This window comes from Sphingomonas sp. Leaf339 (assembly GCF_001426195.1).
In the GTDB taxonomy this organism is placed as follows: Bacteria; Pseudomonadota; Alphaproteobacteria; order Sphingomonadales; family Sphingomonadaceae; genus Sphingomonas.
Genome location: NZ_LMRS01000045.1, coordinates 18,040 through 38,529 on the forward strand (window position 1 = coordinate 18,040; position 20,490 = coordinate 38,529).

The following is a 20,490-nucleotide window of genomic DNA, read 5'->3' on the forward strand; positions in this document are numbered from 1 at the left end:
GGCTCCTACTCCCTTAGAACTGGCTGACGAACTTGGTGTCGAGATAAGGCTCGAGACCCTCGATACCTCCCTCGGAACCATAGCCCGAAGCCTTCATGCCCCCAAACGGCGTTTCCGGCGAGGCGATGGAGGTGGGCGCGCCTACCGCAAAGCTGTTGATCCCGATCATGCCCGCCTCGATCTCATCGGCGACGCGGATGGCAGTCGCGTTGTCGCGGGTGAAGCAATAAGCCGAGAGGCCGAACTCCGTGGCGTTGGCCTTGGCGATAGCATCGTCGGTGTCGGTAAAGCTGTTCAACGCAATCAAAGGCCCGAATGGCTCCTCATGCATCACCCTTGCATCGTCCGGCACGTCGGCCAGGACAGCCGGAGTGATAAAGTGGCCAGTGTCACCGACACGCTTTCCACCGCATAGGAGCCGGGCCCCCTTGCTCACCGCGTCGGCGATCAGCGCCTCGATCCACGGCACGCGGCGCTCGTGCGCCAATGGTCCCATCTGCGTATCCGGTGCAAAGCCGTCGCCGACCTTGATCGATCCGACCAGTTCGGCCACCCGGTCGCAGAACCGGTCGTAGCTACGCTCCTGCACATAGAACCGCGACGGCGAAATGCACCCCTGCCCGCTGTTGCGGAACTTGCGCGCGTAGGTCAGTTGCGCGACGTCCTCGATATCCGCATCGTCGAAGATCAGGATCGGCGCATGGCCACCGAGTTCCATAACCGAGCGCTTGACCTGCCGCGCGGCAAGGCTCGCCAGTTCGGCGCCGATCGCGGTCGATCCGGTAAAGGCGAAGCCCTTGATCCCGGCGTGCGTCAACAGATGCTGCGAAACTTGCGCAGGCACGCCGAAGACCACCTGGAGCACGCCCTTCGGCAAACCCGCTTCGTCGAAAGCCTCCGCGATCGCGAGCGCCGAATTCGGCGTCTCCTCGGCAGGCTTGATGATGCACGAACACCCCGCAGCCAGGACCGACGAGATTTTCCGCACAGGGATCATGAAGGGATAATTCCACGGCGTGAAGGTCGCGACCGGGCCGATCGGCGTCTTCATCACCATCTGTCGCTGGCGGGGCACCCGCGACGGGATCAGGCGCCCGTAGATGCGCCGTCCTTCGTCCGCGTCCCAATCCAGGAAGTCGGGCGTGCCGGTGATCTCGCCCCTGGCCTCGTGGAGCGGTTTTCCCTGCTCCAGCGTCATCTGAATCGCGATCTCCTCGCTGCGCTCTCGCAGGAGTTCGGCGGCCCGTCGGAGAACCTTCGCCCGATCATAGGCGGATGTAGCGCGCCAGATTTGAAAACCCCGCTGCGCCGCAGCAACCGCCCGGTCGAGATCCTTCTCATCAGCCAGCGGCAGCTCAGCGAGCACCTCCCCCGTTGAAGGGTTGACTACCGGCATCGTGCCACGGTCATCCGGACCCAGCCGCTCGCCGTCGATCCAGAGAAAGGGCGTTTTGTAACTGTGCATGGTCCTCCACCGGCGTTGCAAGCCGTTCAGCTATTGGGAATGAACATAGTTCGTAGGCAACTTGCCGGGTGCGCCCGACAGTGTTCAGAAGGCGCGGAACGGCCTGCGACGATGATCGAGCAACACGGCAACACCCTCCAAACCCAAACGTAACGCCCCTCCAATTTTCACCATTGGATTGATGACAGAGCTTGAGTGTCAACACCAGTAACCTGTCACTTTGATGAACGCAACCGGTTGAATGACATAAACTGAAGGTTGACACCTGTCACTCAAAAGGCAAAGTCATGCCAACGGGCCGGCAGAGCCATCGACCGTGAGGAGAGGATAGCATGAAGCACGCAACTATAATTTTCGGCGCGGCAGGTCTTCAACGCACTGCCAGCGCACTGGTGATTGCCACCGCCATGATCGCACAGGCGCAAGCGCAAAATGCGCCGGCACAGCCTGTCCGTCAGAGCCCGGCCGTTGCGCCTGGAACCTTGCCTTCCGAGCAAGCGTCCCCGACGAGCACGGCCGATGCAGCAACCACGGCCGACGCCGCAACCGGTAATTCCTCGACCAGTACGGGCGATATCGTCGTCACCGGGTCGCGCCTGTCAACGACAGGCTTCACCGCGCCGTCGCCGACCACCGTCCTCGGCTCCGCCTTGCTGGAGCGGCAGGGACAATCCAACGTCGCCGACTTCATCAATCAGATCCCGGCGGTCCGTTCGTCGGCGACGTCCTCGACGTCAACCGCCACCTCCTTCCGCGGGGGGGCCGGCGGCAACTTCGTCAACCTTCGCGGTCTCGGCGTCACGCGCACGCTGGTGCTCATCGATAGCGAGCGGGTCGTGCCCACCACGACGACCGGCACCCTCGATCTCAACATCATCCCGTCGATCATGCTCGATCGCGTCGAAGTCGTCACCGGCGGCGCATCGGCTGCGTACGGTTCCGATGCGGTGGCGGGCGTGGTCAATCTCATCCTCAAGAAGAAGTTCGTGGGCCTTCAGGCCGAAGGACAGGCAGGCGTCACCCAATATGGTGATAACCAGACTTATCGCGCCGGTATCATAGGCGGCTTCGACTTCGGCGCGGGCGGGCACGTGCTGCTCGGCGGCGATTATGCGGAGAGTGCGGGTATAGGCACGCTGCAGGCCCGCGACTGGTCGCGTCGCGCTGGCGGAATCGTGGCGGGTGCCAATGGCGTTCAGTATTTGGTGAGCGACCTCCAGCTCAGCAATCAGACGTACGGCGGCATCATCAACAGCGGCCCACTTCGCGGCACGGCCTTTGGCGCGGGCGGCGCACCGTACAGCTTCGCGTACGGCAACAATTTCGGCAATGCCACGTCCACTACCCAGCAAGGTGGCGGAAATCCGCGCAGCTTCAACTACGATGCAGCGCAAATTTCCATGCCTTACAAACGGTACACCGCCCTCGCCCGTGTCGACTATGAGTTCAGTCCCGCGTTTAACGTGCATGCAACTGTCAACTACGCCGGCTCTGGCGCTCCTCACACGCTCCTCTATGCTCGCGATGCGGCGCTCTCGATCCGGAACGACAACGCATTTCTGCCGCAGTCGGTGCGAACGGGGATGGCGGCGGCAGGCGTCAGCACCATTACGGTCGGTCGGATTTCCCGCGACCTGGGTGCCTATGTCTACTCCGATGACAACACGTTGTGGCGCGGCAGTGTTGGCGTAGACGGGGCGTTGGGGGGCGGTTGGAAGTACGACGCCTATGTCGGCTACGGTCGCAATAAGATCGACTACGACTTGACCACGCGGATCGATGGCGCCCTGCCCGGCGATCCCGTGGGAACACGCCGGTTCCAGAACGCCATCGATGCGGTGACCAATTCGGCGGGCCAGATCGTCTGTCGCGTCAACCGAGTCACGGTAACATCGCCCGGATGCACCCCGTTTAACATTTTCGGCGAGAATTCGTCCCTGACGGCTGCCCAACAAGCTTGGCTAGTCGGCACCCAGCACGTCAGTCAAATCACGGAGCGGACCTCGGCGGCCGCCAATATCGCCGGTAGTCCGTTCTCGACCTGGGCCGGTGCGGTGTCGGTAGCGGTCGGAGCCGAGTATCGGCGCGACAGCCAGGATGTCACTGTGGACGCGGGCTCATTGGCACGCGCGTTCAATCTCGGGAACACCCAGCCGATCGCCGGATCCACCACCGTCTATGAAGGCTATGGCGAAGTCGGTGTTCCGCTTTTGCGGGACGTCCCATTCTTTCAAAGCCTCGAGGCGAACGGAGCCGTGCGGCAGACGCATTACTCGCAGGCGGGGAACGTCACCACATGGAAGGGCGGCTTGACGTGGGAAGTAAACGACAGCTTGCGCTTCCGTGGCACCCGCTCGCGCGATATCCGGGCGCCGAACCTGTCCGAGCTTTTCCAGCCGCTGACGACGTCCCAGAACGCCGTCATCTACAATGGCGTCTCGACGTTGGCGAATACCAGGACGACCGGCAATCCGAACCTGAAGCCCGAGCGGGCCGATACGCTGAGCTTCGGGCTTGTCCTCTCGCCCACTTTCTTGCGCGGCTTTCGGTTCAGCGTGGATTATTACGACATTCGTCTGAAGGGAGCGATCGCGACGGTGGCTTCGCAGGCGCTCATCAACGGCTGCCAACAGCAAGGTCTGACAGACTATTGTTCGCGGATCAGCGTCGTAAGCGGCGTACCGCTCATCGACAGTTCGCCAGCCAATTTGAACAGCATCCGCACCAGCGGGCTGGACTTTGAATTGGCTTACGGGTTTCAGGCCCTGGGCGGTCGGTTCGACCTTAGCACCTATGCCACCTACGTCGACAAGTTCACGACGAGCGACGCCCTCGGTACCTTCAATCGTGCCGGCGAGATCAGCGGAGGATTCTTTTTCCCCGGAGATGATACGCCGCACTGGACCGGATCTGCCAACGTCAACTACAACGTGAACAATCTGAATATCCTGGCGAACGTCCGGTACACCGGCAGTTCCGTACTCGATAAATTCGCCCCTGCAGGGAAGCTGGTGGGTCCCAACAAGGTTCCGGCCATTGCCTATCTGAACCTTTCGGCCGAGTGGACTGTACCGACATCGACCCGAGGGAAGTTCCAATTCTTCGGTGGCATCGACAACGTCTTCAACACCGATCCGCCGAGCGAAATTCCGTATCAGTACTTCAACCGCGGAACCGCTGCGAGCTATTACGATGTTCCCGGCCGGCGGTTTCGGTTCGGCGCCCGAGTCCGGTACTAAGGGTGCAGTCCCGCGATGTCCGCATACCATTGAGAGCCAAAATACGGCGGTGCGATCCCATGCCTGACTCTGCAAATGGAGTGCGACTTTCCCCGTCCAGCCAATGCAGATGTCAGGCTCCGGCCTGACAACCGATGAACCGTTCGTGTTCGACGTTCTCAAATAGCATATAAGGAGAAGGCAGATGACAGCCGTGGCGGATAGGAGAGACCAGTTTTGCCTCCTGCAAGCACGACCCGTCCATCTGGGGACGCGAGCATGAGCGTTGCTCCACGGGATGCTCGCTACACGCTTGCGTTGCTCACCGCCGTCTATGCCCTGGGCTACGCCGATCGAAACATCATTAACTTGCTGCTTGATCCGATAAAGCAGGAGTATCAGCTCTCCGATACGATCATGGGCTTGATCACCGGGTTCGGTTTCACCGCATTCCAGACGCTGCTGGGTATCCCGCTTGCGCGCCTGGCCGACACCTCCCGCCGCGTGACCGTCCTGATCGTCGGACTTTTGATGTGGAGCGTGATGACGGGTCTCAGCGGGCTTGCGACAAGCGCTATCCTGCTAGCGATCGCGCGCATGGGCGTCGGCGTCGGTGAGGCGTGCCTGACCGGTCCCGCTCACGCCCTGCTGTCCAGCAACTTCGAAAAGGCCGAACGTCCGCGCGCATTTTCCATCATGGGTGCGGGGGGTGAGATCGGGGTGATCCTGGCCTTTCTCGTCGGTGGCTGGGTCAGCCACATCTGGGGCTGGCGGGCCGCGTTTTTCGTCGCAGGCCTGCCCGGCATCGTCCTCGCCGTGATCATGCACCTGACGCTCAAGGAGCCTCCGCGAGGGGAGACCATCGACCGCCTGCCGGCTCTGCCGTTCGGTGCGGCCCTGGCCGAACTGGCGCAGCGACCCAGTTTTGTTATCGCCGTACTGGCCAGCATGGCGATGGGTCTCAACATCTTCGGGATCCAGGTTTGGAGCCCGAGCTATCTTCGCCGCATCTATGCGTTGGATACCGCATCCGTCGGGACGACCATCGCCCTCCTGCGCGCGGGCCTGAGCGTCACAGGCGCGGTTGCCGGTGGGTCGATCGCTACCTGGTGCGTCCGTCGCTACGGGCAGCGGTGGTTCATGCTGTTTCCCGCCTGCATCTGCGGTGTATCGGGGCTGGCGCTCCTCGCCTTCCTCTTCGCACCAAGTCTTGCCGTCGCCATCGTCTGCCTGGGATTGGTCAACATGACCATCGGAGCGCAACTCGGGCCGGTCTTCTCGCTGATCCAGACCGTCTCGCCGATCCGGAGCCGAGCGCTTGCGGCCGCATTGTTCGTATCCCTCACGCAGCTGTTCGGCATGGGCCTGGGCGCACTGGCGATCGGTGCGACCAGCGATGCGCTGCATGCCAGCCATGGCGAAGCTGCGTTGCGCTACGCCCTCCTGATCCCGGCGGCGGGCGCGCTGCTGGCCTGCCTGCTCTATGCCTTCGGCGCGCGGTATGTCGCGCACGATATCGAACGCGCCGAAAGCGCCGTCTCCTAAACTGTTCTTGGTCTTGAAGGGTCTGTCATGCCTATCGAACTTACGCCCGATATCCAACCCACTCGCGTCAGTGAGCCCGAGCTCGACTTCGTCATGCAGACCCGTGTGCTGGTGAACCCCAAACTCCGGGTGCTGGGTAACGTCGGCGGATCAGGTGACCGCAAGATGCTGGAAATTCTGGGCGGTGACTTCGAGGGGCCCAAATTGCGCGGAAAGATCCTTCCCGGCGGCGGTGACTGGCCTCTGCTGCGCCCAGACGGTGTAGGTATCGTAGACGCGCGCTATACGTTCGAGACGGACGACGGCGTCTATATCAACATCATCAACACCGGATATCGCCACGCGCCGCCGGAAACGTTGGCGGTGCTCGACGCCAAGCGCGCAGTGGCCGATCCGAACGGCTACTATCTTCGAACCTATACCCGCTTCGAAGCGCCGCTAGGCAAGTATGAATGGTTGTCCAAGCACGTGTTCGTCGGCATTGGTGAGCGGCACCCTGAGGTGCTGTTCCTGCGCTACTTCATGCTGCTGTAATGGCGGTTTTTCTCCGGACCGAGCAGGCGTTCGCACAGGAGCGCGGGCGCGTGTCCGCCCCGCGCCGATAGATTTCCTTAGATGAAACCTGTCTTCGCCCCGATCACTAGCGCCCTGCCCCCTCTGCCGACGGCCCTGAAACCGTGCGATCAGGCCGACCATATGGTCCAGTCGCGGTCAGAGGACGGTTCTGATCGACATGCAGGTCGCCGGAACCCCATTTTCCCTTGCCAAGAGTAAAGCGGATGACCCGACCGAGCAGCGCCAAGGCTAGCCCACTGAAGTCGATCTTCATCGTCTCCAGCGGCAACTTCCTGGAAATGTATGATTTCATGGTCTTTGGCTATTACGCCAAGGCGATCGGCGCCACGTTCTTTCCGACACAGAACGAATCCGCATCGATCCTTCTTTCGCTGATGACCTTCGGGGCGGGCTTCCTGATGCGGCCGGTCGGCGCATTGGTTCTCGGAGCGTATATGGATCGGCACGGGCGTCGGCGCGGTCTTCTGCTGACGCTGGCCCTGATGGGTGTCGGCACCTTGTCGATCGCCTGCATGCCGTCCTACGCGCAAATTGGCATATTCGCGCCGCTGCTCATCCTGGCGGGACGTCTCATCCAGGGGTTGTCTGCGGGCGTAGAGGTCGGCGGGGTATCGGTGTATCTGGCGGAACTGGCATCGCCGAACAACCGTGGCTTCTACGTGGCATGGCAGTCCGCGTCTCAACAGGTCGCGGTGGTATTCGCCGCGCTGATCGGATTGGCAGTGAGCTATACGCTGCCGCCGACGGAGATCGCGTCCTGGGGTTGGCGGATACCCTTCTTCATTGGATCCGCGCTGCTTCCCTTCCTGTTTGTCATACGCAGCATGCTGCAGGAAGATGTGAGCGCGTTGGAGGAAAGCCGCCCCGACATGAAGGCGATCTTCGCGACGGTCGCGGACCATGCAGGCGTCATCACGCTCGGCGCCTTGATGGCGGTCATGACGACCGTTTTCTTCTACATGATCACCGCCTACACGCCGACCTACGGGAACAGCGTGCTGAAATTGTCGGCGCCAAGCGCGATGACCGTTACCTTGTGCGTCGGGCTTCTCAACTTTGCGATGCTGCCGACGATGGGGGCATTATCGGACCGTATCGGACGTACGCCGCTGCTGATTGGATCGGCGCTGCTGGCCATAATGACCGGCTATCCAGCGCTTGCCTGGTTGACTAGCGCACCCAGCTTCGGTCGACTGCTTGGTGTCGAACTATGGCTCGCTCTGGTCTACGCTGCATATAATGGCGCGATGGTCGTCCACCTCGCCGAAGTAATGCCGGCGCGCGCACGCACGGCTGGATTTTCGCTTGCCTATAGCTTGGCGACGGCGATTTTCGGTGGATTCACGCCGGCCTTGTCGACCTACCTGATCGCCCGCTCCGGCAATCCCGCGATGCCGGGTGTCTGGCTGTCGTTCGCAGCGGTCATCAGTCTGGCGGCAACGCTATTGCTCGCCAGATCGAACCAGAAAACCTTCCGGGATCGGCCGTTGCCGTTCGGCTCGGAAAAGCGCGACGGCGAGCTGAAATAATGCTGCCACCTTTCGCTGCCAACGCCCCAACCCTGTTTGGAGAAATGCCATGAAGACGACCCGGTATTTGCAGTCCCGCCGCTGTGCGCTGATGCTCACAGCCAGCGCTTTGCTGGGGGCAGGCAATGCGCAGGCGCAGCGCGTTGCGACGAATGTCGGCTACGGTGCGAAGGTCGCCGATCCCGGCCGTGGCGTCCCGAATCATCCGGATCAAAAGCAGGAGCTGGCGCTCAAGATCGAAGCGCCATTCACAGTCGCCGCCGTTGGCGATCTGTTGCAGTTCCAGCCGTTCGCGAATACCGCCGATCTTCGAACCCAGTCGCTGCTGGATGTCTTGCGGAAGGCCGACGTTGCCGTCGGCGATTTCGAGAACGAGATCATGGATTTCGATAATTTCGGGCATGCCGGCGGCAATCTCGCGACCAAGGAGGTGGCCGACGATTGGGCGCTCATGGGCATCGACATGGTGAGCCGCGCCAACAACAAGTCGAACCGCGCTCCCGGTATCTGGGAGAACTTTCATCAGGTCGAGCGCGTCGGCATCATCCATACGGGGGTCGCCCGTAGCCTCCCCGAGGCCCGCATGGCCCGCTACTTCGCGACTCCCAAGGGACTGGTGGGCGAGATCGGTGTATCGGCCGATGGCGGGTTGGACATGTGCTGCGGCGGTGGCCAGATCGTCCGCGTCACCCCGGCCCAGCTCACGGCCGTTCGTGGAATTCGCGACTCAATTCTGGCGCGGCGTAACGAGGTCGACGTACCTGCCCGCAACCCGCCCGCCGAGCCGGAGGGCAGCGTGTCGGTGTTCGGTGTGACCTTCCGTCTACCCGGCGTAGAAGGTGAAACGGCTCCTCCCTCCGCGGCAGAGGACGCGTATCGCGAGGTCGCCCCCGGCCCGCAGGACGCTTACAAGAACTCGCTCCATCTGACCCTGTTCCACGGCGTAACCGCCGCGCAGATGGCGATGCTGCGCGGCATCGCCGGTGTCGTCGGAAGCGGCGACCTCGAAGCATTCGGTACGCGATTCCGCCTGATGGACCGGCCTGGCGAACACAGCTTCGACATGGATCCCAAGGACCTCAAGGACATCCTCGTTCAGGTCCGCACCGCAAAGCAGGCTTCAGACCTTCTGATCCTGAACGCGCACTGGCATCAGAACCGATACGATTTCCAGGCCTATTCTCACGACCATTTTCCGGCCGACTTCGAAATTGCGTTTGCCCATGACGCGATCGACCAAGGCGTCGATGTCTTTGCCGCGCAAGGCGTACACACGATCAAGGGGATCGAAATCTACAAGGGCAAGCCAATCTTCTATGGCTTGTCCAACTTCATTTTCCAGTCGGCGATCATGCCCGAAAGCAAAGGAAAACTGCCGAGTGTGCCTGGCGTCGAGCATCTGGTCGAGCGACGGCGGCGCGGCGGCGGATTGTCTGTGGGCGACGAACGCGGCAAACCAGCCACGGCTGACGAAAACGCTATCGTCGGTGAGCATGAAGTACAGGGCTTTTGGCAGCTGAAGGCCAATCTGGAAGCGATCCTCGCCGAAACACGGTTCGATCATGGGCGACTGGTCGAAGTGCGGCTCCATCCGGTCGATCTCGGGCAGACGCCGCGTCCCGGAACGCAGATCGGTATACCCCGCGTTCCGACGCCCACGGTGGCGGCAAAAATCCTGGCTGAGATCATCGAGTATTCAAAGCCGTTCGGTACGAAGATTACTATCGAAAACGGGGTCGGCGTGATCAAGCTTTGATCGATATTGAGACGTGAACTGAAAGGCCATGAAGTACGTTGACCGACAAGGGCATGTCAGGCGCACGCCGGTGGCAACAATTTCTATTGCATCTTCGTTGAGCTGAGAAAATTCGCAATACTATTTGCCAGCCATTCTACCGCGACCGCATCCGTCTCTTATCGATAATTACCGAATTATTTTAATAGAACAGATCAGCTTGGACTAAAATTCTTATCAAGAGTGGAACAATGGCCAAGGATCCGCGGGCAATAATCGATGCACAACCGATGTCGCGCTTTCAATGGGGCATCGTTGCGACGATGGTTGGATTGAACGCGCTCGACGGGTTCGACGTTCTGTCGATCAGCTTTGCATCGCCTGGGATTGCCGCCGCCTGGGGGATCGATCGCGCCGCCTTGGGCTTCGTCCTGTCGATGGAACTGGTTGGAATGGCGATCGGGTCGCTGATACTGGGCGGCGTCGCCGACAGGATCGGTCGGCGTGCGACGATCCTTGGCTGTCTCGCAATTATGGCCTGCGGTATGTTCGGCGCGTCCACCGCTCGCGACGTGTTCACCTTGTCAGGCTGGCGCGTGCTGACAGGCGTCGGCATTGGCGGAATGCTGGCCGCGACGAATGCAGCGGTGGCGGAAGCCGCCAATGCGCGACGGCGCGCGCTATGCGTCGTCCTGATGGCGAGCGGCTATCCCGTCGGGAGCATCATCGGCGGATCGATCTCGGCCGTCCTGCTGACGCGCTACGACTGGTCAGCGGTGTTCGTATTCGGATCGATCGTGACGCTGTGCTTCATCCCGCTCGTCTGGTGGCGCGCCCCGGAATCAATCGCATTCCTGATGCACAGGCGTCCGGCAAACGCATTGGCGCGCATCGACGCCGCGTTGACCCGCATGGGGCATCCGACGATCGACGCGCTGCCCGATCCGGAACCGAAGGCTGCGTCGGTGCCGCTGGCCGAACTGTTCGCCCCGGCGTTGTCCCGCGCCACGATTATGCTGACGCTCGCATATCTGACGCACATCATGACCTTCTATTTCATTCTGAAATGGATTCCGAAGATCGTCGTCGACATGGGCTTCCCGCCAGCGGATGCCGCGGGCGTGCTGGTCTGGGCGAGTGTCGGCGGCGCGACGGGGTCTCTGGTGCTCGGCCTGCTCACGGCGCGCGTGCGGCTGTTCACGCTGACGGTCGGGGCGATGATCCTGTCGACCTTGCTAGTCATCGTTTTTGGACAGGGGCAGAGCGACCTCGCGAACTTGTCCGCGATTGCAGCAGCGACCGGGTTCGTGACCAATGCGGGCGTCGTTGGGCTCTACGCACTGATTGCTCAGACGTTTCCAACGAGCGTCAGGGCGACCGCCACGGGGTTCATCATCGGGGTCGGCCGAGGTGGGTCGGCGCTTGCCCCCACCCTGGCGGGGATATTGTTCGCGGCGGGGTACGGACTGTCCGGCGTGGCGTTTCTGATGGCGTTGGGATCGACGATCGCTGCGTTCGCTCTGTTGGCGATGCGGAGGCAATCCGTCGCGGGTTAACTCTCGGCATTCTAGTCGAGCCAAATATTGTTTTATTGAATAACAATCGAGTTGCAGGATCAAATTATTAGCTATACAAGATAACAATAATAAGGAGAGGAACTATGGTCGCCTTGGCAGAACCGTGTAGCAATGTCGGCAGCAGTACGACATTCGACCGCCTGAACCCCGTCACGGGACTGGTCGCCACCACCGCCGGCGCCGCAACGGTCGCCGACGCCAACGCCGCAGTCGATGCCGCCGCCGCAGCATTCCCCATTTGGTCCGCGCTGGGCCCCAACGCGCGTCGGGCTGTGCTCAACAAGGCTGCGGATGCGTTGGCAGCGAAGGCGGACCAGTTCGTCGATGCGATGATGGGCGAAATCGGCGCGACGGAGGGTTGGGTGCGGTTCAACCTGATGCTCGCGGTCGGCATGGTACGCGAGGCGGCGTCGCTGACGACGCAGATCGCGGGCGAGGTGATCCCGTCCGACAAGCCCGGCTGCATCGCTATGGCACTGCGCGAACCGGTCGGCGTCCTGCTGGGTATCGCGCCGTGGAATGCGCCGATCATTCTTGGCGTGCGCGCGATCGCCGTACCGCTTGCCTGCGGCAACACCGTCGTGCTGAAGGCGAGCGAGCAATGCCCCCGTACCCACTCGCTGATCGCCGAAGCGTTCGCTGAGGGCGGATTGCCCGAAGGTGCCGTGAGCATCGTCACCAACGCTCCCGCCGATGCGGGCGAGATCGTCGGCGCATTGATCGACCACCCCGAAATCAAGCGGATCAACTTTACCGGATCTACGCATGTCGGTCGTATCATCGCCCAGCGTGCTGCCGGGCACCTGAAGCCGGTGCTGCTCGAACTGGGTGGCAAGGCGCCCCTGATCGTGCTGGACGATGCCGATCTGGACGAGGCGGTGAAGGCCGCGGCGTTCGGCGCGTTCATGAATTCCGGCCAGATCTGCATGTCGACCGAACGGATCATCGTCGTCGACAGCATCGCCGATGCCTTTGTCGAGAAGTTCGCGGCCAAGGTCGGCACCATGCCGGTCGGCGATCCACGGCAGGGATCGACGCCGCTGGGCGCGGTGGTGGACCAGAAGACGGTGGATCACGTATCGTCGCTGGTCGCCGATGCGCTATCTTCCGGCGCGGTACTGATAAATGGCGGTGAGAGCGACGGCGTGCTGATGCCGGCGCACGTGATCGACAAGGTGATGCCAGAAATGAAGCTGTTCCGCGACGAAAGCTTCGGCCCGGTCGTCGGCATCATCCGCGCGCGCGACGAAACCCACGCGATCGAATTGGCCAACGACACGGAATACGGCCTGTCCGCCGCGGTCTTCACCCGCGACACAGCGCGTGGCCTGCGCGTCGCGCGCCAGATCAAATCCGGCATCTGTCACATCAACGGCCCAACCGTGCACGACGAGGCGCAAATGCCCTTCGGCGGCGTCAAGTCGTCCGGCTACGGCCGGTTCGGCGGGAAGGCAGGCATCGAGTCCTTCACCGAGTTGCGCTGGATCACGATCGAGACCCAGCCCGGCCATTATCCGATCTGATCTCCGTACAATCATTGCCTTGCACAGACAGGATCCACGTTCCTATGACCGAATACAGCAGCAACCAGACCGTGAGCTACGATGTCGTCGACGGCATCGCCTGGGTGAACTTCAACCGCCCGGACAAGCGCAACTGCATGTCGCCGACGCTGAACCGCGACATGATGGAAGTGCTCCACCTGCTCGAATTTCGCGACGATGTAGGCGTGCTGGTCCTGTCGGGCGAAGGCACGGCCTGGTCCGCGGGCATGGATTTGAAAGAGTATTTCCGCGAGACCGAGTCGAAGGGCCTCGGTGCGACACGTCAGGCGCAGCGCGAAAGCTATGGCTGGTGGCGTCGCCTGCGCTGGTATCAGAAGCCGACGATCGCGATGGTCAACGGCTGGTGCTTCGGTGGCGGATACGGCCCGCTGTTCGGATGCGACCTGGCCTTCGCGGCAGAGGAAGCGCAGTTCGGCCTGTCCGAGATCAACTGGGGTATCCTGCCCGGTGGAGGCGCGACAAAGGTCGCGGTCGAACTGCTGCCATTCCGCAAGGCGATGTACCACGCCATGATGGGCGAGAATGTCGACGGCAGGACCGCTGCCGAATGGGGCCTGGTCAACGAGGCACTGCCGCTCGCGCAATTGAAGGATCGCGTGACCGCGGTCGCCAAGGTCTTGCAGGCGAAGAACCCCGTCGCATTGAAGGCGACCAAGGACGCTGTCCGCCGGGTCTCGGTGATGAGCTATGACGATGCCGAGGATTACCTCATCCGCGCGCAGGAAGCGGCCAACAGCTACGACAATCATGGTCGCAAGGAAGGCATCCGCCAGTTCATCGACGAGAAAAGCTACAAGCCTGGTCTCGGCGCGTACGACAAGGACAAGGCTTCGGGTTGATCGACCGCTTCCCCTTTCCGGACCGGTTCCGGGAAGGAGGGAGCCCTGCCCTGTCATGCGGTTGCCCCCCGGCCCTTTTCAGGCGCGGGAATTCGAGGATGAACGATGCCCAAGGATCTTTCCCGCTTGCTGTCTCCACGTTCGGTGGTGATCGTCGGCGCTTCCCCGACCCCCGGCGCTCTGGGCAAATCGGTGTTCGACAATCTGGAACGGCACGGCTTTTCAGGCGACATCCACCTGATAAACCCGAAGCGGGAGACGATCGACGGCCGCATTTGCCTGAAATCGATCGACGACCTGCCATACGGCGTCGATGCCGCGGTGCTGGCGATCCCCGGTCCCGCGGTGCTGGAAACGGTGCGTGCGCTAGCCACCAAGGGCGTTGGGGCCGCGGTCATCTTCGCCGCCGGGTTTGCCGAAGGCGGCGAGGAAGGGCTTGCCGCACAGGCCGAGATAGCGCGCATTGCAGCAGACAGCGGCATGGTGATCGAAGGCCCGAACTGTCTCGGCATGACCAATTATGTCGCGGGCGTGCCGCTGACCTTCGTAGGGACGCCGGCGTTGCGGCTGGAGGGCAATGCCGGCATCAGCGTCGTCAGTCAGTCCGGCGCGATGGCGGTTGTGCTGGGCACGACTTTGATGGCCAAGGATCTTGGTATCGCGATTTCGGTATCGACCGGCAACGAGGCTGCGTCGGGCGTCGAGGACTATGTCGAACATCTGATCGATGCACCGCACACGCGTGTGATCGGGATGATCGTAGAGCAATTCCGCCAGCCTGCCCGCTTCCTGAAGCTGGCGGCGAAGGCGCGGGCGGCGGGCAAGCAGATCATCCTGCTGCACCCCGGAACATCAAGCGCGGCACGCGAATCCGCTGCGACACATACCGGTGCGATGGCCGGTGACTGGCAGTTGATGAAGACCAAGGTCGAACGCGCGGGCGTCGTCCTGGTCAAAAGCCTGGAGGAACTGGGCGATGTGCTGGACATTGCCTTCCGCGCGAAGCCGGTACGAAACGGCGGGACTGCGGTGCTGACCGAGTCCGGCGCGTTCAAGGCGTTGACGCTCGATCTGGCCGAACGGATCGGACTGTCGCTACCGCCGATTACCGGCGACACCGCTGCCGCGATGCGCGCGGCGATCCCCGATTTCATCCCCGTTTCCAATCCGATGGACCTGACCGCGCAGGCCTTGGTCGATCCGGATCTGTATCGCCGCACGCTGGCGCCGCTGCTGGCTGACGAAAATTATGCTGCGGTTGTGCTGGGGATCATCCAGACCGATCCGGCAACCGCGTCGCGCAAGTTCCCGCCGATCATCGATGCGGTCAACGGGCTCGCGCCGGACACGCCGGTGATCTTCGCCGGGCTGGACGACGGCGCGCCCGTGCCCGCGGATTATATCGCAGGACTGCGCGCGGCGGGCGTGCCCTATTTCGCATCGCCAGACCGCGCATTCCGCGCGTTGGCCCGCCTGATGGCAGCGGCAGCACGCAATACCGCAACGTCAGACGAAGCATCGACGACGATCGACATGCCGACCGGCGTCATCCCCGAATATCGCGCCAAGGAATTGCTCGCACCGCTGGGAGTCCCTTTTCCGCGCGGCTGCTTCGCGTCTTCGAAGGCCGAGGCTAAAGCGGCAGCGGCGCAGGTTGGCTATCCCATCGTGCTGAAGGCACAGGCTGCCACGTTGAGCCACAAAAGCGAGGCCGGCGGCGTGCTGTTGAACATCGCCGACGATACGGCGCTCGACACCGCGTGGGACACGCTATTCGCGAACGTCGCCGCCTATGACGCGACGATCGCGCTGGACGGCGCATTGATCGAGGCAATGGGCGCGCGCGGTACGGAATTGATCGTCGGCGCGCGCAGCGATCCCGAATGGGGGCCGATTATACTGGTCGGCTTCGGCGGCGTGCAGGCCGAACTCCTCCAGGACGTCAGGCTGCTCGCGCCCGACTTGACGCACGATGCGATCGTCGCCGAATTGAGGTTGCTGAAGAGCGGGGCGCTACTCGACGGGTTTCGCGGGTCCGCGCCGCTCGACGTAGACGCGGTAGCAGCGATCATCACCGCGGTGGGACGCGTATTGCTTGGCACGCCGGCGATCCGCGAGATCGATCTGAACCCAGTGGTGGTTTATCCGCGCGGACAGGGTGCGGTGGCATTGGATGCGCTGATCCTGGCGGCGTGGCGCTAAATTGTGGCGCGGTGCTTTAGCGTCGAACGGTCACTAAACAACTATCGTTGCGTGCAATATAGCGATATTAGAAATGAATGATTTTCAGTATGCAAGAACGATACTAGTATAAATCGCCTTACCTCAGGACTGCTCCCTCGTCTCAATCCGCATCAGGAGGTGGATTAACATATCTATTTCGTCATCGGCAAGATCGGACAGCAACCTTTCCTCGTGCAGACAAATTAGCCCAATGCATTTGTTAAGCATCTCGGTGCCCGTGTTACTAAGACGTAGTGCGAAGGCGCGCCGGTCCTCCCTCGACACTTCGCGTTCGACAAGATTCAGCCCGACGAGTTCGTTGATGATCGCGACCATGTTAGCCCGCTGGATGCCGAGGGTTCGACCGACCAAGCCCTGATTAATGTCTGGGTTAGCGGCAACGACGGACAGCACGGCGAACGGCACTTGGCGCATCCCTGTCCCTACAAGCGCGCGCGCAAAGTCGGCAGCGAACGCAGCCGAAGTGCGACGTAAATGGTAGCCGGCGAAATCTTTAAGTACGCCGAGTTCCACGCCGCTATCCGGTCCCTCTTGGGACAGCCTTGCCATGATCGTCGTCTCCTTGTCGCAAACTATATTGCGCCGTCAGCCGGGTTGCCAAAGGCGTCACGGGGAATCAAGTCGCTGGGCGTCAAGCTTGATCTTCCCTCGGTTTGACGGACACCGATGATAGGCTCTGCGGAGCCAGATGGTGGATGATGGCAAGTGCGACAAAACGTCGGTTCACGGATGAGTTCAAGCAGGATCTGGACCGCATTTGTCGACGACGACGCCGTCTCAGACGAGATCGGATGGGCGTCGCTGATGCTGTATGGCGGGCGGCGAGAACCCGAAGCTCGCCGGGTCACCTGGTTCGAACGCTACGCATAGCGTCGAATGCCTTCGGTCCGTCGGCATCTCCAGGCCCTCCTCCCACCCCTCGCGACGCCCCGCTCTCCAAGAAGACCGACGGGCGACGCAGGCTCCGCTTCTGCATGGTGAGATGACCACGTCTCCACTGGGGCGGATTCAGACGCTAGGCGGCTTGCTACGATCGAAATCGATCTTGAATGTTCCGTCAGCCTTTAAGACGTACGAACAATGATGCCAGTCCTCCTGGCCCTCTTTGAGCATGTCACGCCGCAATGCCGATAGAGCATCGTTGACGGATCGGTTCACGGATCGCTCACCTTCGACGCCTTCCACGAGCTTTCCGTTCTGCACCAAATCATACCGCCTCTCCAGCCAATCGTCATGAACTTCTGTGATGACTCTGATTTCAGATACTGTTTCACTAAGCATCGTTGCGATTGCGACGCCGATCTTCTCTAATTGACGACTACTTTCCATTGCAAATCACCTTCCATTCGCAACTTCACAAAGTTTTACCTTTCAGTCTATCGGGTACGTCACTTTGATAAACGATGGACGGTTCGATCCATTGGGTCACCCACGCCGATGCCGAGCGCTTCGGGGCGGAGCCCCGCAGGCAGACCGTCGCCGCTGTCCGGGATGTCAACAGTCCAATCCGCGGAAGTCATCGCAATTCGGTCAAAAGATCCCGACCCGTCCGCCTAGAGAATGATCGGTTTGTATGACGCGATTTTCTCCACGACACCCTCTACGTCAAGATCCTCGGCTTCGTCATAGAATTCCGAAGAGTGAAATATGTAGTTCGACCAATCTGGATCGGGTGATAGCCGCCCTATCTTTTCGTATGTTTCGTCCTGCTCTTCTTCTGGCTGTGGCAAGAGCATCTGACGGATCAAACGTGCAATCTCTGACTTGGTCTTGTCGTCCACGGTCATTTACCTCCCGAGTGATTGAACGGAGTCCAAACAAAAACATTGTCTAGCGGATCCTTTCGCGCTGTGTCGCCTAGTCCGGCTCAGGCGGGCCCCTTGGTCCATACAACCAACGGCGCTCCACAAGGCGATGAGTTCTCTCAACTCAGTTTTCCAACGGGCCCTACCGGACATTGGGGAGGTGAAGCAGGTTGAGGCCGAGGCGGCGGTGCTCAAGTCTGGAGAGCATATGGCAGGGGATCGGCAAAGGATTTCCCGCTGAGCGAGCGCGGGACTCTACCGAACGCTGTCGATCCTGCTGCTCGGTTCTGTCGCATCTGACGGGAATGATCCGGAGTTTTCGGCCAGGAATGCTGGGCGGCATGGCATATGCCTGAACGTCGTCCCTGTACCAGGCTGCGCCGTAGCCGCGGGATTGCCGTGCAAGATTGCTTTCTTTCTGGACAATCTGCCCTCTGGCGTCCGTCGTTGCCCGAAGAAAACATACGGGAACCGACCTAACCCGGTTGGAATTACCAAATTGTATCGTATCGAACGTTCTTCGTCTTACGAAGTCTGGGTCTTGGACGCGTCAATTCTCTGCTGCAGACCTGAAATCGTCTGCTCGAGATAGTTCAATCGTGCCTGCTCCCCGACGACTTGCGCCGCTTCGGCTTGCACTTTTCTGGACTTCATCACTTCGCTGGCGATGTGGATCCAGTCCGCGGGAGGGACACCGTAATCACGAAACGCTTCGGCTTGGTCGAGATCGCTCACTCCGCGCAAGTGCAGTCTTAGGTGTTTAGTCCCGGCATCTGGTGGATCGGATCGATGATGAACCTATCGGGCTCTGACGTCCAGATTTTGGCGATGTATTCGTAAGGCGTGAGGCCACTTAGCGTCTTGAGCCGGCGGGCGAAATTGTAGGCTGCCATGAAGTCGGCGAGGTGCACCCGCAACTGCTGATCGCGCGTTTCCTGTTCGAGGCGGGGCTTTACACGCTTACGATCGACAATCTGGACTATGTCGTTCAGACCGTCCTGGGCGAGAGCGACATGCAGTCTCTGCATACGCGTCATTATACCACCATCTCCCAGATTGCGAACACGCCGCTGACTGCAAGAATCGAGCGTGAATTCGCGGGGCATCTGAAGCTCGTCCTGATAGGTCTTCCCGATAATCGGCAAGAGAGCACCGCCACTATCCTCGCCATCCTCGCGCGAAACGACGCAGATTTCGACGATCTGGTCGCCTTTCTCCGGACGCAGTCGGCAGTCATCCCCATTCTGGCAGCGGTGCCGGCGCGCTTCCATAGCCAGGCGTTTCAACTGGGCCGGATCGCACCGTCTTGGGAGAACGTTCGAGCCTTCCTTTCCAGCGAGGTATTCGATTCCGAGAGTTTCACCACCTTTCTCAATATGGACGCGCCGCAAGCGGCGCTTTCGGCCGAACCCATGCCCGACGACGAAGGCGCGGCGCCCCTCCATCGTTTCCTGATCGAGAATGATGGACTGACCGAGGCGGCCTATCGGACCTACGTTAGGGCCTTGCCGAGAGGCCATTCGCAATTCCCGGATGGCGTGGGCGTACCCAAGCTGAAGATCTTGATCGAAGAGGGAAGAGTCGCTTTTTCGGGCGAGGCGCTGGATTTCCTCAGCGCCCACGATGACCTTCGCCTTGCGTTTGCGATCAAAAACATCGAACCGTTCCTGAACGAGCAGGCCAGGCTTTCGATCGACGACGATTTCCGGGAGGCCCTGCTTGGCAGCCCGATTGGTGACGGGCACAAAGTGGCGATCATACGATCGATGGATCTCGCTCAGCTCTCCGGGCTAGCGACACGGGCGCGCGTCGTGGGTGCCATACTGGAAAGAACCGGAGCCGACCTGCCCGGGCTCAGCGCGGGCGCCGCGCGCGCTATCATCTTGGCCACGCGGCCGATCGAGGTTCAGGTTAGATTGTTCAATCGCTATCAGTCGCTTCTAAGCGACGACGACGTCCGCGAGATTCTGGCCGAGCTCCCCAGGCCCTTTTCCGAGATCAAGCGAGGCTATGGAATTCCGCTGCTCGAAAACACGCAGACCAACGCTGCGCTCGCAGCCTGGCTCGTTTCGCGTAAAATCATCTCGTCTGTAGGCAAAGGCTGGTTCGGCGAAATTCGCATCAACTTTTCCGGCGCGACGCCGAAGAATAACCTCTTCCCAAGCTTCAAGAGAGTAGCCGACCTACGTCCGACATGGGGAGGGTCGCCTTCGCAAAAGCGCTGCAGAACCAGACTAGCGCCCTAAGGTCGAAGGACGGCTTTTCGGGACGATCGTTTGAATGCGAACGACCGATCGTGGGCGCCTAGCTGCGGATTCGGTTTCCCCGCGGCAACCGGCAGGTTTCAGTATGAGCGGTCATTCACGTCCCGGCCGCGGAACGTCGTAGGTTG

The 20,490-nt window shown here is 61.2% G+C and carries 15 protein-coding genes and 1 pseudogene; 10 read left to right on the top strand and 6 right to left on the bottom strand.

The genetic code is table 11. From position 1 onward, the window contains the following. Positions 1–13: 13 nt before the first annotated feature. A complete protein-coding gene (locus ASG67_RS14230) occupies positions 14–1,465 on the bottom strand; it encodes an NAD-dependent succinate-semialdehyde dehydrogenase (RefSeq protein ID WP_082543555.1) in 1,452 nt (483 codons plus the stop codon). A gap of 332 nt (positions 1,466–1,797) precedes the next feature. On the opposite strand from ASG67_RS14230, the gene ASG67_RS14235 reads away from it, so the two are divergent. The 9 genes from ASG67_RS14235 (at position 1,798) to ASG67_RS14275 (ending at position 16,251) form a co-directional block, all read left to right on the top strand. After that, a complete protein-coding gene (locus ASG67_RS14235) occupies positions 1,798–4,704 on the top strand; it encodes a TonB-dependent receptor domain-containing protein (RefSeq protein WP_056531511.1) in 2,907 nt (968 codons plus the stop codon). Positions 4,705–4,962: 258 nt separating this feature from the next. Continuing rightward, a complete protein-coding gene (locus ASG67_RS14240) occupies positions 4,963–6,228 on the top strand; it encodes a spinster family MFS transporter (protein ID WP_082543556.1) in 1,266 nt (421 codons plus the stop codon). A 27-nt stretch (positions 6,229–6,255) separates the two neighbouring features. Next, a complete protein-coding gene (locus ASG67_RS14245) occupies positions 6,256–6,762 on the top strand; it encodes a DUF3237 domain-containing protein (protein WP_056531514.1) in 507 nt (168 codons plus the stop codon). A 245-nt stretch (positions 6,763–7,007) separates the two neighbouring features. Then, on the top strand, positions 7,008–8,333 hold the full coding sequence (locus ASG67_RS14250; RefSeq protein ID WP_056531516.1) for an MFS transporter: 1,326 nt from the start codon (positions 7,008–7,010) through the stop codon (positions 8,331–8,333). A gap of 49 nt (positions 8,334–8,382) precedes the next feature. Continuing rightward, positions 8,383–10,089, top strand: coding sequence for a CapA family protein (locus ASG67_RS14255; protein WP_056531518.1), 1,707 nt, complete (start codon positions 8,383–8,385; stop codon positions 10,087–10,089). Between the two features lie 269 nt (positions 10,090–10,358). Continuing rightward, positions 10,359–11,624: an MFS transporter gene (locus ASG67_RS14260; RefSeq protein WP_235535229.1), complete on the top strand. Its 1,266-nt coding sequence runs from the start codon at positions 10,359–10,361 to the stop codon at positions 11,622–11,624. 104 nt (positions 11,625–11,728) lie between these two features. Continuing rightward, entirely contained in the window at positions 11,729–13,168 is a 1,440-nt protein-coding gene (locus tag ASG67_RS14265; protein WP_056531523.1) for an aldehyde dehydrogenase, read from the top strand. Positions 13,169–13,212: 44 nt separating this feature from the next. Further along, positions 13,213–14,049: a p-hydroxycinnamoyl CoA hydratase/lyase gene (locus ASG67_RS14270; RefSeq protein ID WP_056531525.1), complete on the top strand. Its 837-nt coding sequence runs from the start codon at positions 13,213–13,215 to the stop codon at positions 14,047–14,049. Positions 14,050–14,154: 105 nt separating this feature from the next. Continuing rightward, a complete protein-coding gene (locus ASG67_RS14275) occupies positions 14,155–16,251 on the top strand; it encodes an acetate--CoA ligase family protein (protein WP_056531527.1) in 2,097 nt (698 codons plus the stop codon). A 123-nt stretch (positions 16,252–16,374) separates the two neighbouring features. Here the strand turns inward: ASG67_RS14275 and ASG67_RS14280 are convergent, their stop codons facing one another. The 5 genes and pseudogenes from ASG67_RS14280 to ASG67_RS18520 form a co-directional block, all read right to left on the bottom strand. Continuing rightward, a complete protein-coding gene (locus ASG67_RS14280; RefSeq protein ID WP_056531530.1) occupies positions 16,375–16,842 on the bottom strand; it encodes a MarR family winged helix-turn-helix transcriptional regulator in 468 nt (155 codons plus the stop codon). Between the two features lie 459 nt (positions 16,843–17,301). Then, complete coding sequence (locus ASG67_RS14285) at positions 17,302–17,622, bottom strand: immunity protein YezG family protein (RefSeq protein WP_056531533.1); 321 nt, start codon at positions 17,620–17,622, stop codon at positions 17,302–17,304. 224 nt (positions 17,623–17,846) lie between these two features. Then, on the bottom strand, positions 17,847–18,080 hold the full coding sequence (locus ASG67_RS14290; RefSeq protein ID WP_056531535.1) for a hypothetical protein: 234 nt from the start codon (positions 18,078–18,080) through the stop codon (positions 17,847–17,849). A 543-nt stretch (positions 18,081–18,623) separates the two neighbouring features. Continuing rightward, positions 18,624–18,833, bottom strand: coding sequence for a hypothetical protein (locus ASG67_RS14295; RefSeq protein WP_056531537.1), 210 nt, complete (start codon positions 18,831–18,833; stop codon positions 18,624–18,626). Between the two features lie 17 nt (positions 18,834–18,850). Then, positions 18,851–19,018: pseudogene (locus ASG67_RS18520) on the bottom strand (IS481 family transposase); the annotation flags it as partial. Here ASG67_RS18520 and ASG67_RS14300 point away from each other — a divergent pair. Then, positions 19,004–20,344 carry a hypothetical protein gene (locus tag ASG67_RS14300; RefSeq protein ID WP_056531538.1) on the top strand — a complete coding sequence of 447 codons (1,341 nt, stop codon included), beginning with the start codon at positions 19,004–19,006 and terminating at the stop codon, positions 20,342–20,344. The pseudogene ASG67_RS18520 and the gene ASG67_RS14300 sit on opposite strands and share 15 nt — an antisense overlap. Positions 20,345–20,490 lie beyond the last annotated feature (146 nt).

Excerpts from the sequence above, each read along its gene's own strand:
- ASG67_RS14230 (WP_082543555.1), bottom strand. The coding sequence starts at position 1,465 with ATGCACAGTTACAAAACGCCCTTTCTCTGGATCGACGGCGAGCGGCTG.
- ASG67_RS14235 (WP_056531511.1), top strand. The coding sequence starts at position 1,798 with ATGAAGCACGCAACTATAATTTTCGGCGCGGCAGGTCTTCAACGCACT.
- ASG67_RS14285 (WP_056531533.1), bottom strand. The coding sequence starts at position 17,622 with ATGGAAAGTAGTCGTCAATTAGAGAAGATCGGCGTCGCAATCGCAACG.
- ASG67_RS14255 (WP_056531518.1), top strand. The coding sequence starts at position 8,383 with ATGAAGACGACCCGGTATTTGCAGTCCCGCCGCTGTGCGCTGATGCTC.
- ASG67_RS14275 (WP_056531527.1), top strand. The coding sequence starts at position 14,155 with ATGCCCAAGGATCTTTCCCGCTTGCTGTCTCCACGTTCGGTGGTGATC.
- ASG67_RS14250 (WP_056531516.1), top strand. The coding sequence starts at position 7,008 with ATGACCCGACCGAGCAGCGCCAAGGCTAGCCCACTGAAGTCGATCTTC.
- ASG67_RS14260 (WP_235535229.1), top strand. The coding sequence starts at position 10,359 with ATGTCGCGCTTTCAATGGGGCATCGTTGCGACGATGGTTGGATTGAAC.
- ASG67_RS14265 (WP_056531523.1), top strand. The coding sequence starts at position 11,729 with ATGGTCGCCTTGGCAGAACCGTGTAGCAATGTCGGCAGCAGTACGACA.
- ASG67_RS14280 (WP_056531530.1), bottom strand. The coding sequence starts at position 16,842 with ATGGCAAGGCTGTCCCAAGAGGGACCGGATAGCGGCGTGGAACTCGGC.
- ASG67_RS14245 (WP_056531514.1), top strand. The coding sequence starts at position 6,256 with ATGCCTATCGAACTTACGCCCGATATCCAACCCACTCGCGTCAGTGAG.
- ASG67_RS14270 (WP_056531525.1), top strand. The coding sequence starts at position 13,213 with ATGACCGAATACAGCAGCAACCAGACCGTGAGCTACGATGTCGTCGAC.
- ASG67_RS14290 (WP_056531535.1), bottom strand. The coding sequence starts at position 18,080 with ATGACCGTGGACGACAAGACCAAGTCAGAGATTGCACGTTTGATCCGT.
- ASG67_RS14240 (WP_082543556.1), top strand. The coding sequence starts at position 4,963 with ATGAGCGTTGCTCCACGGGATGCTCGCTACACGCTTGCGTTGCTCACC.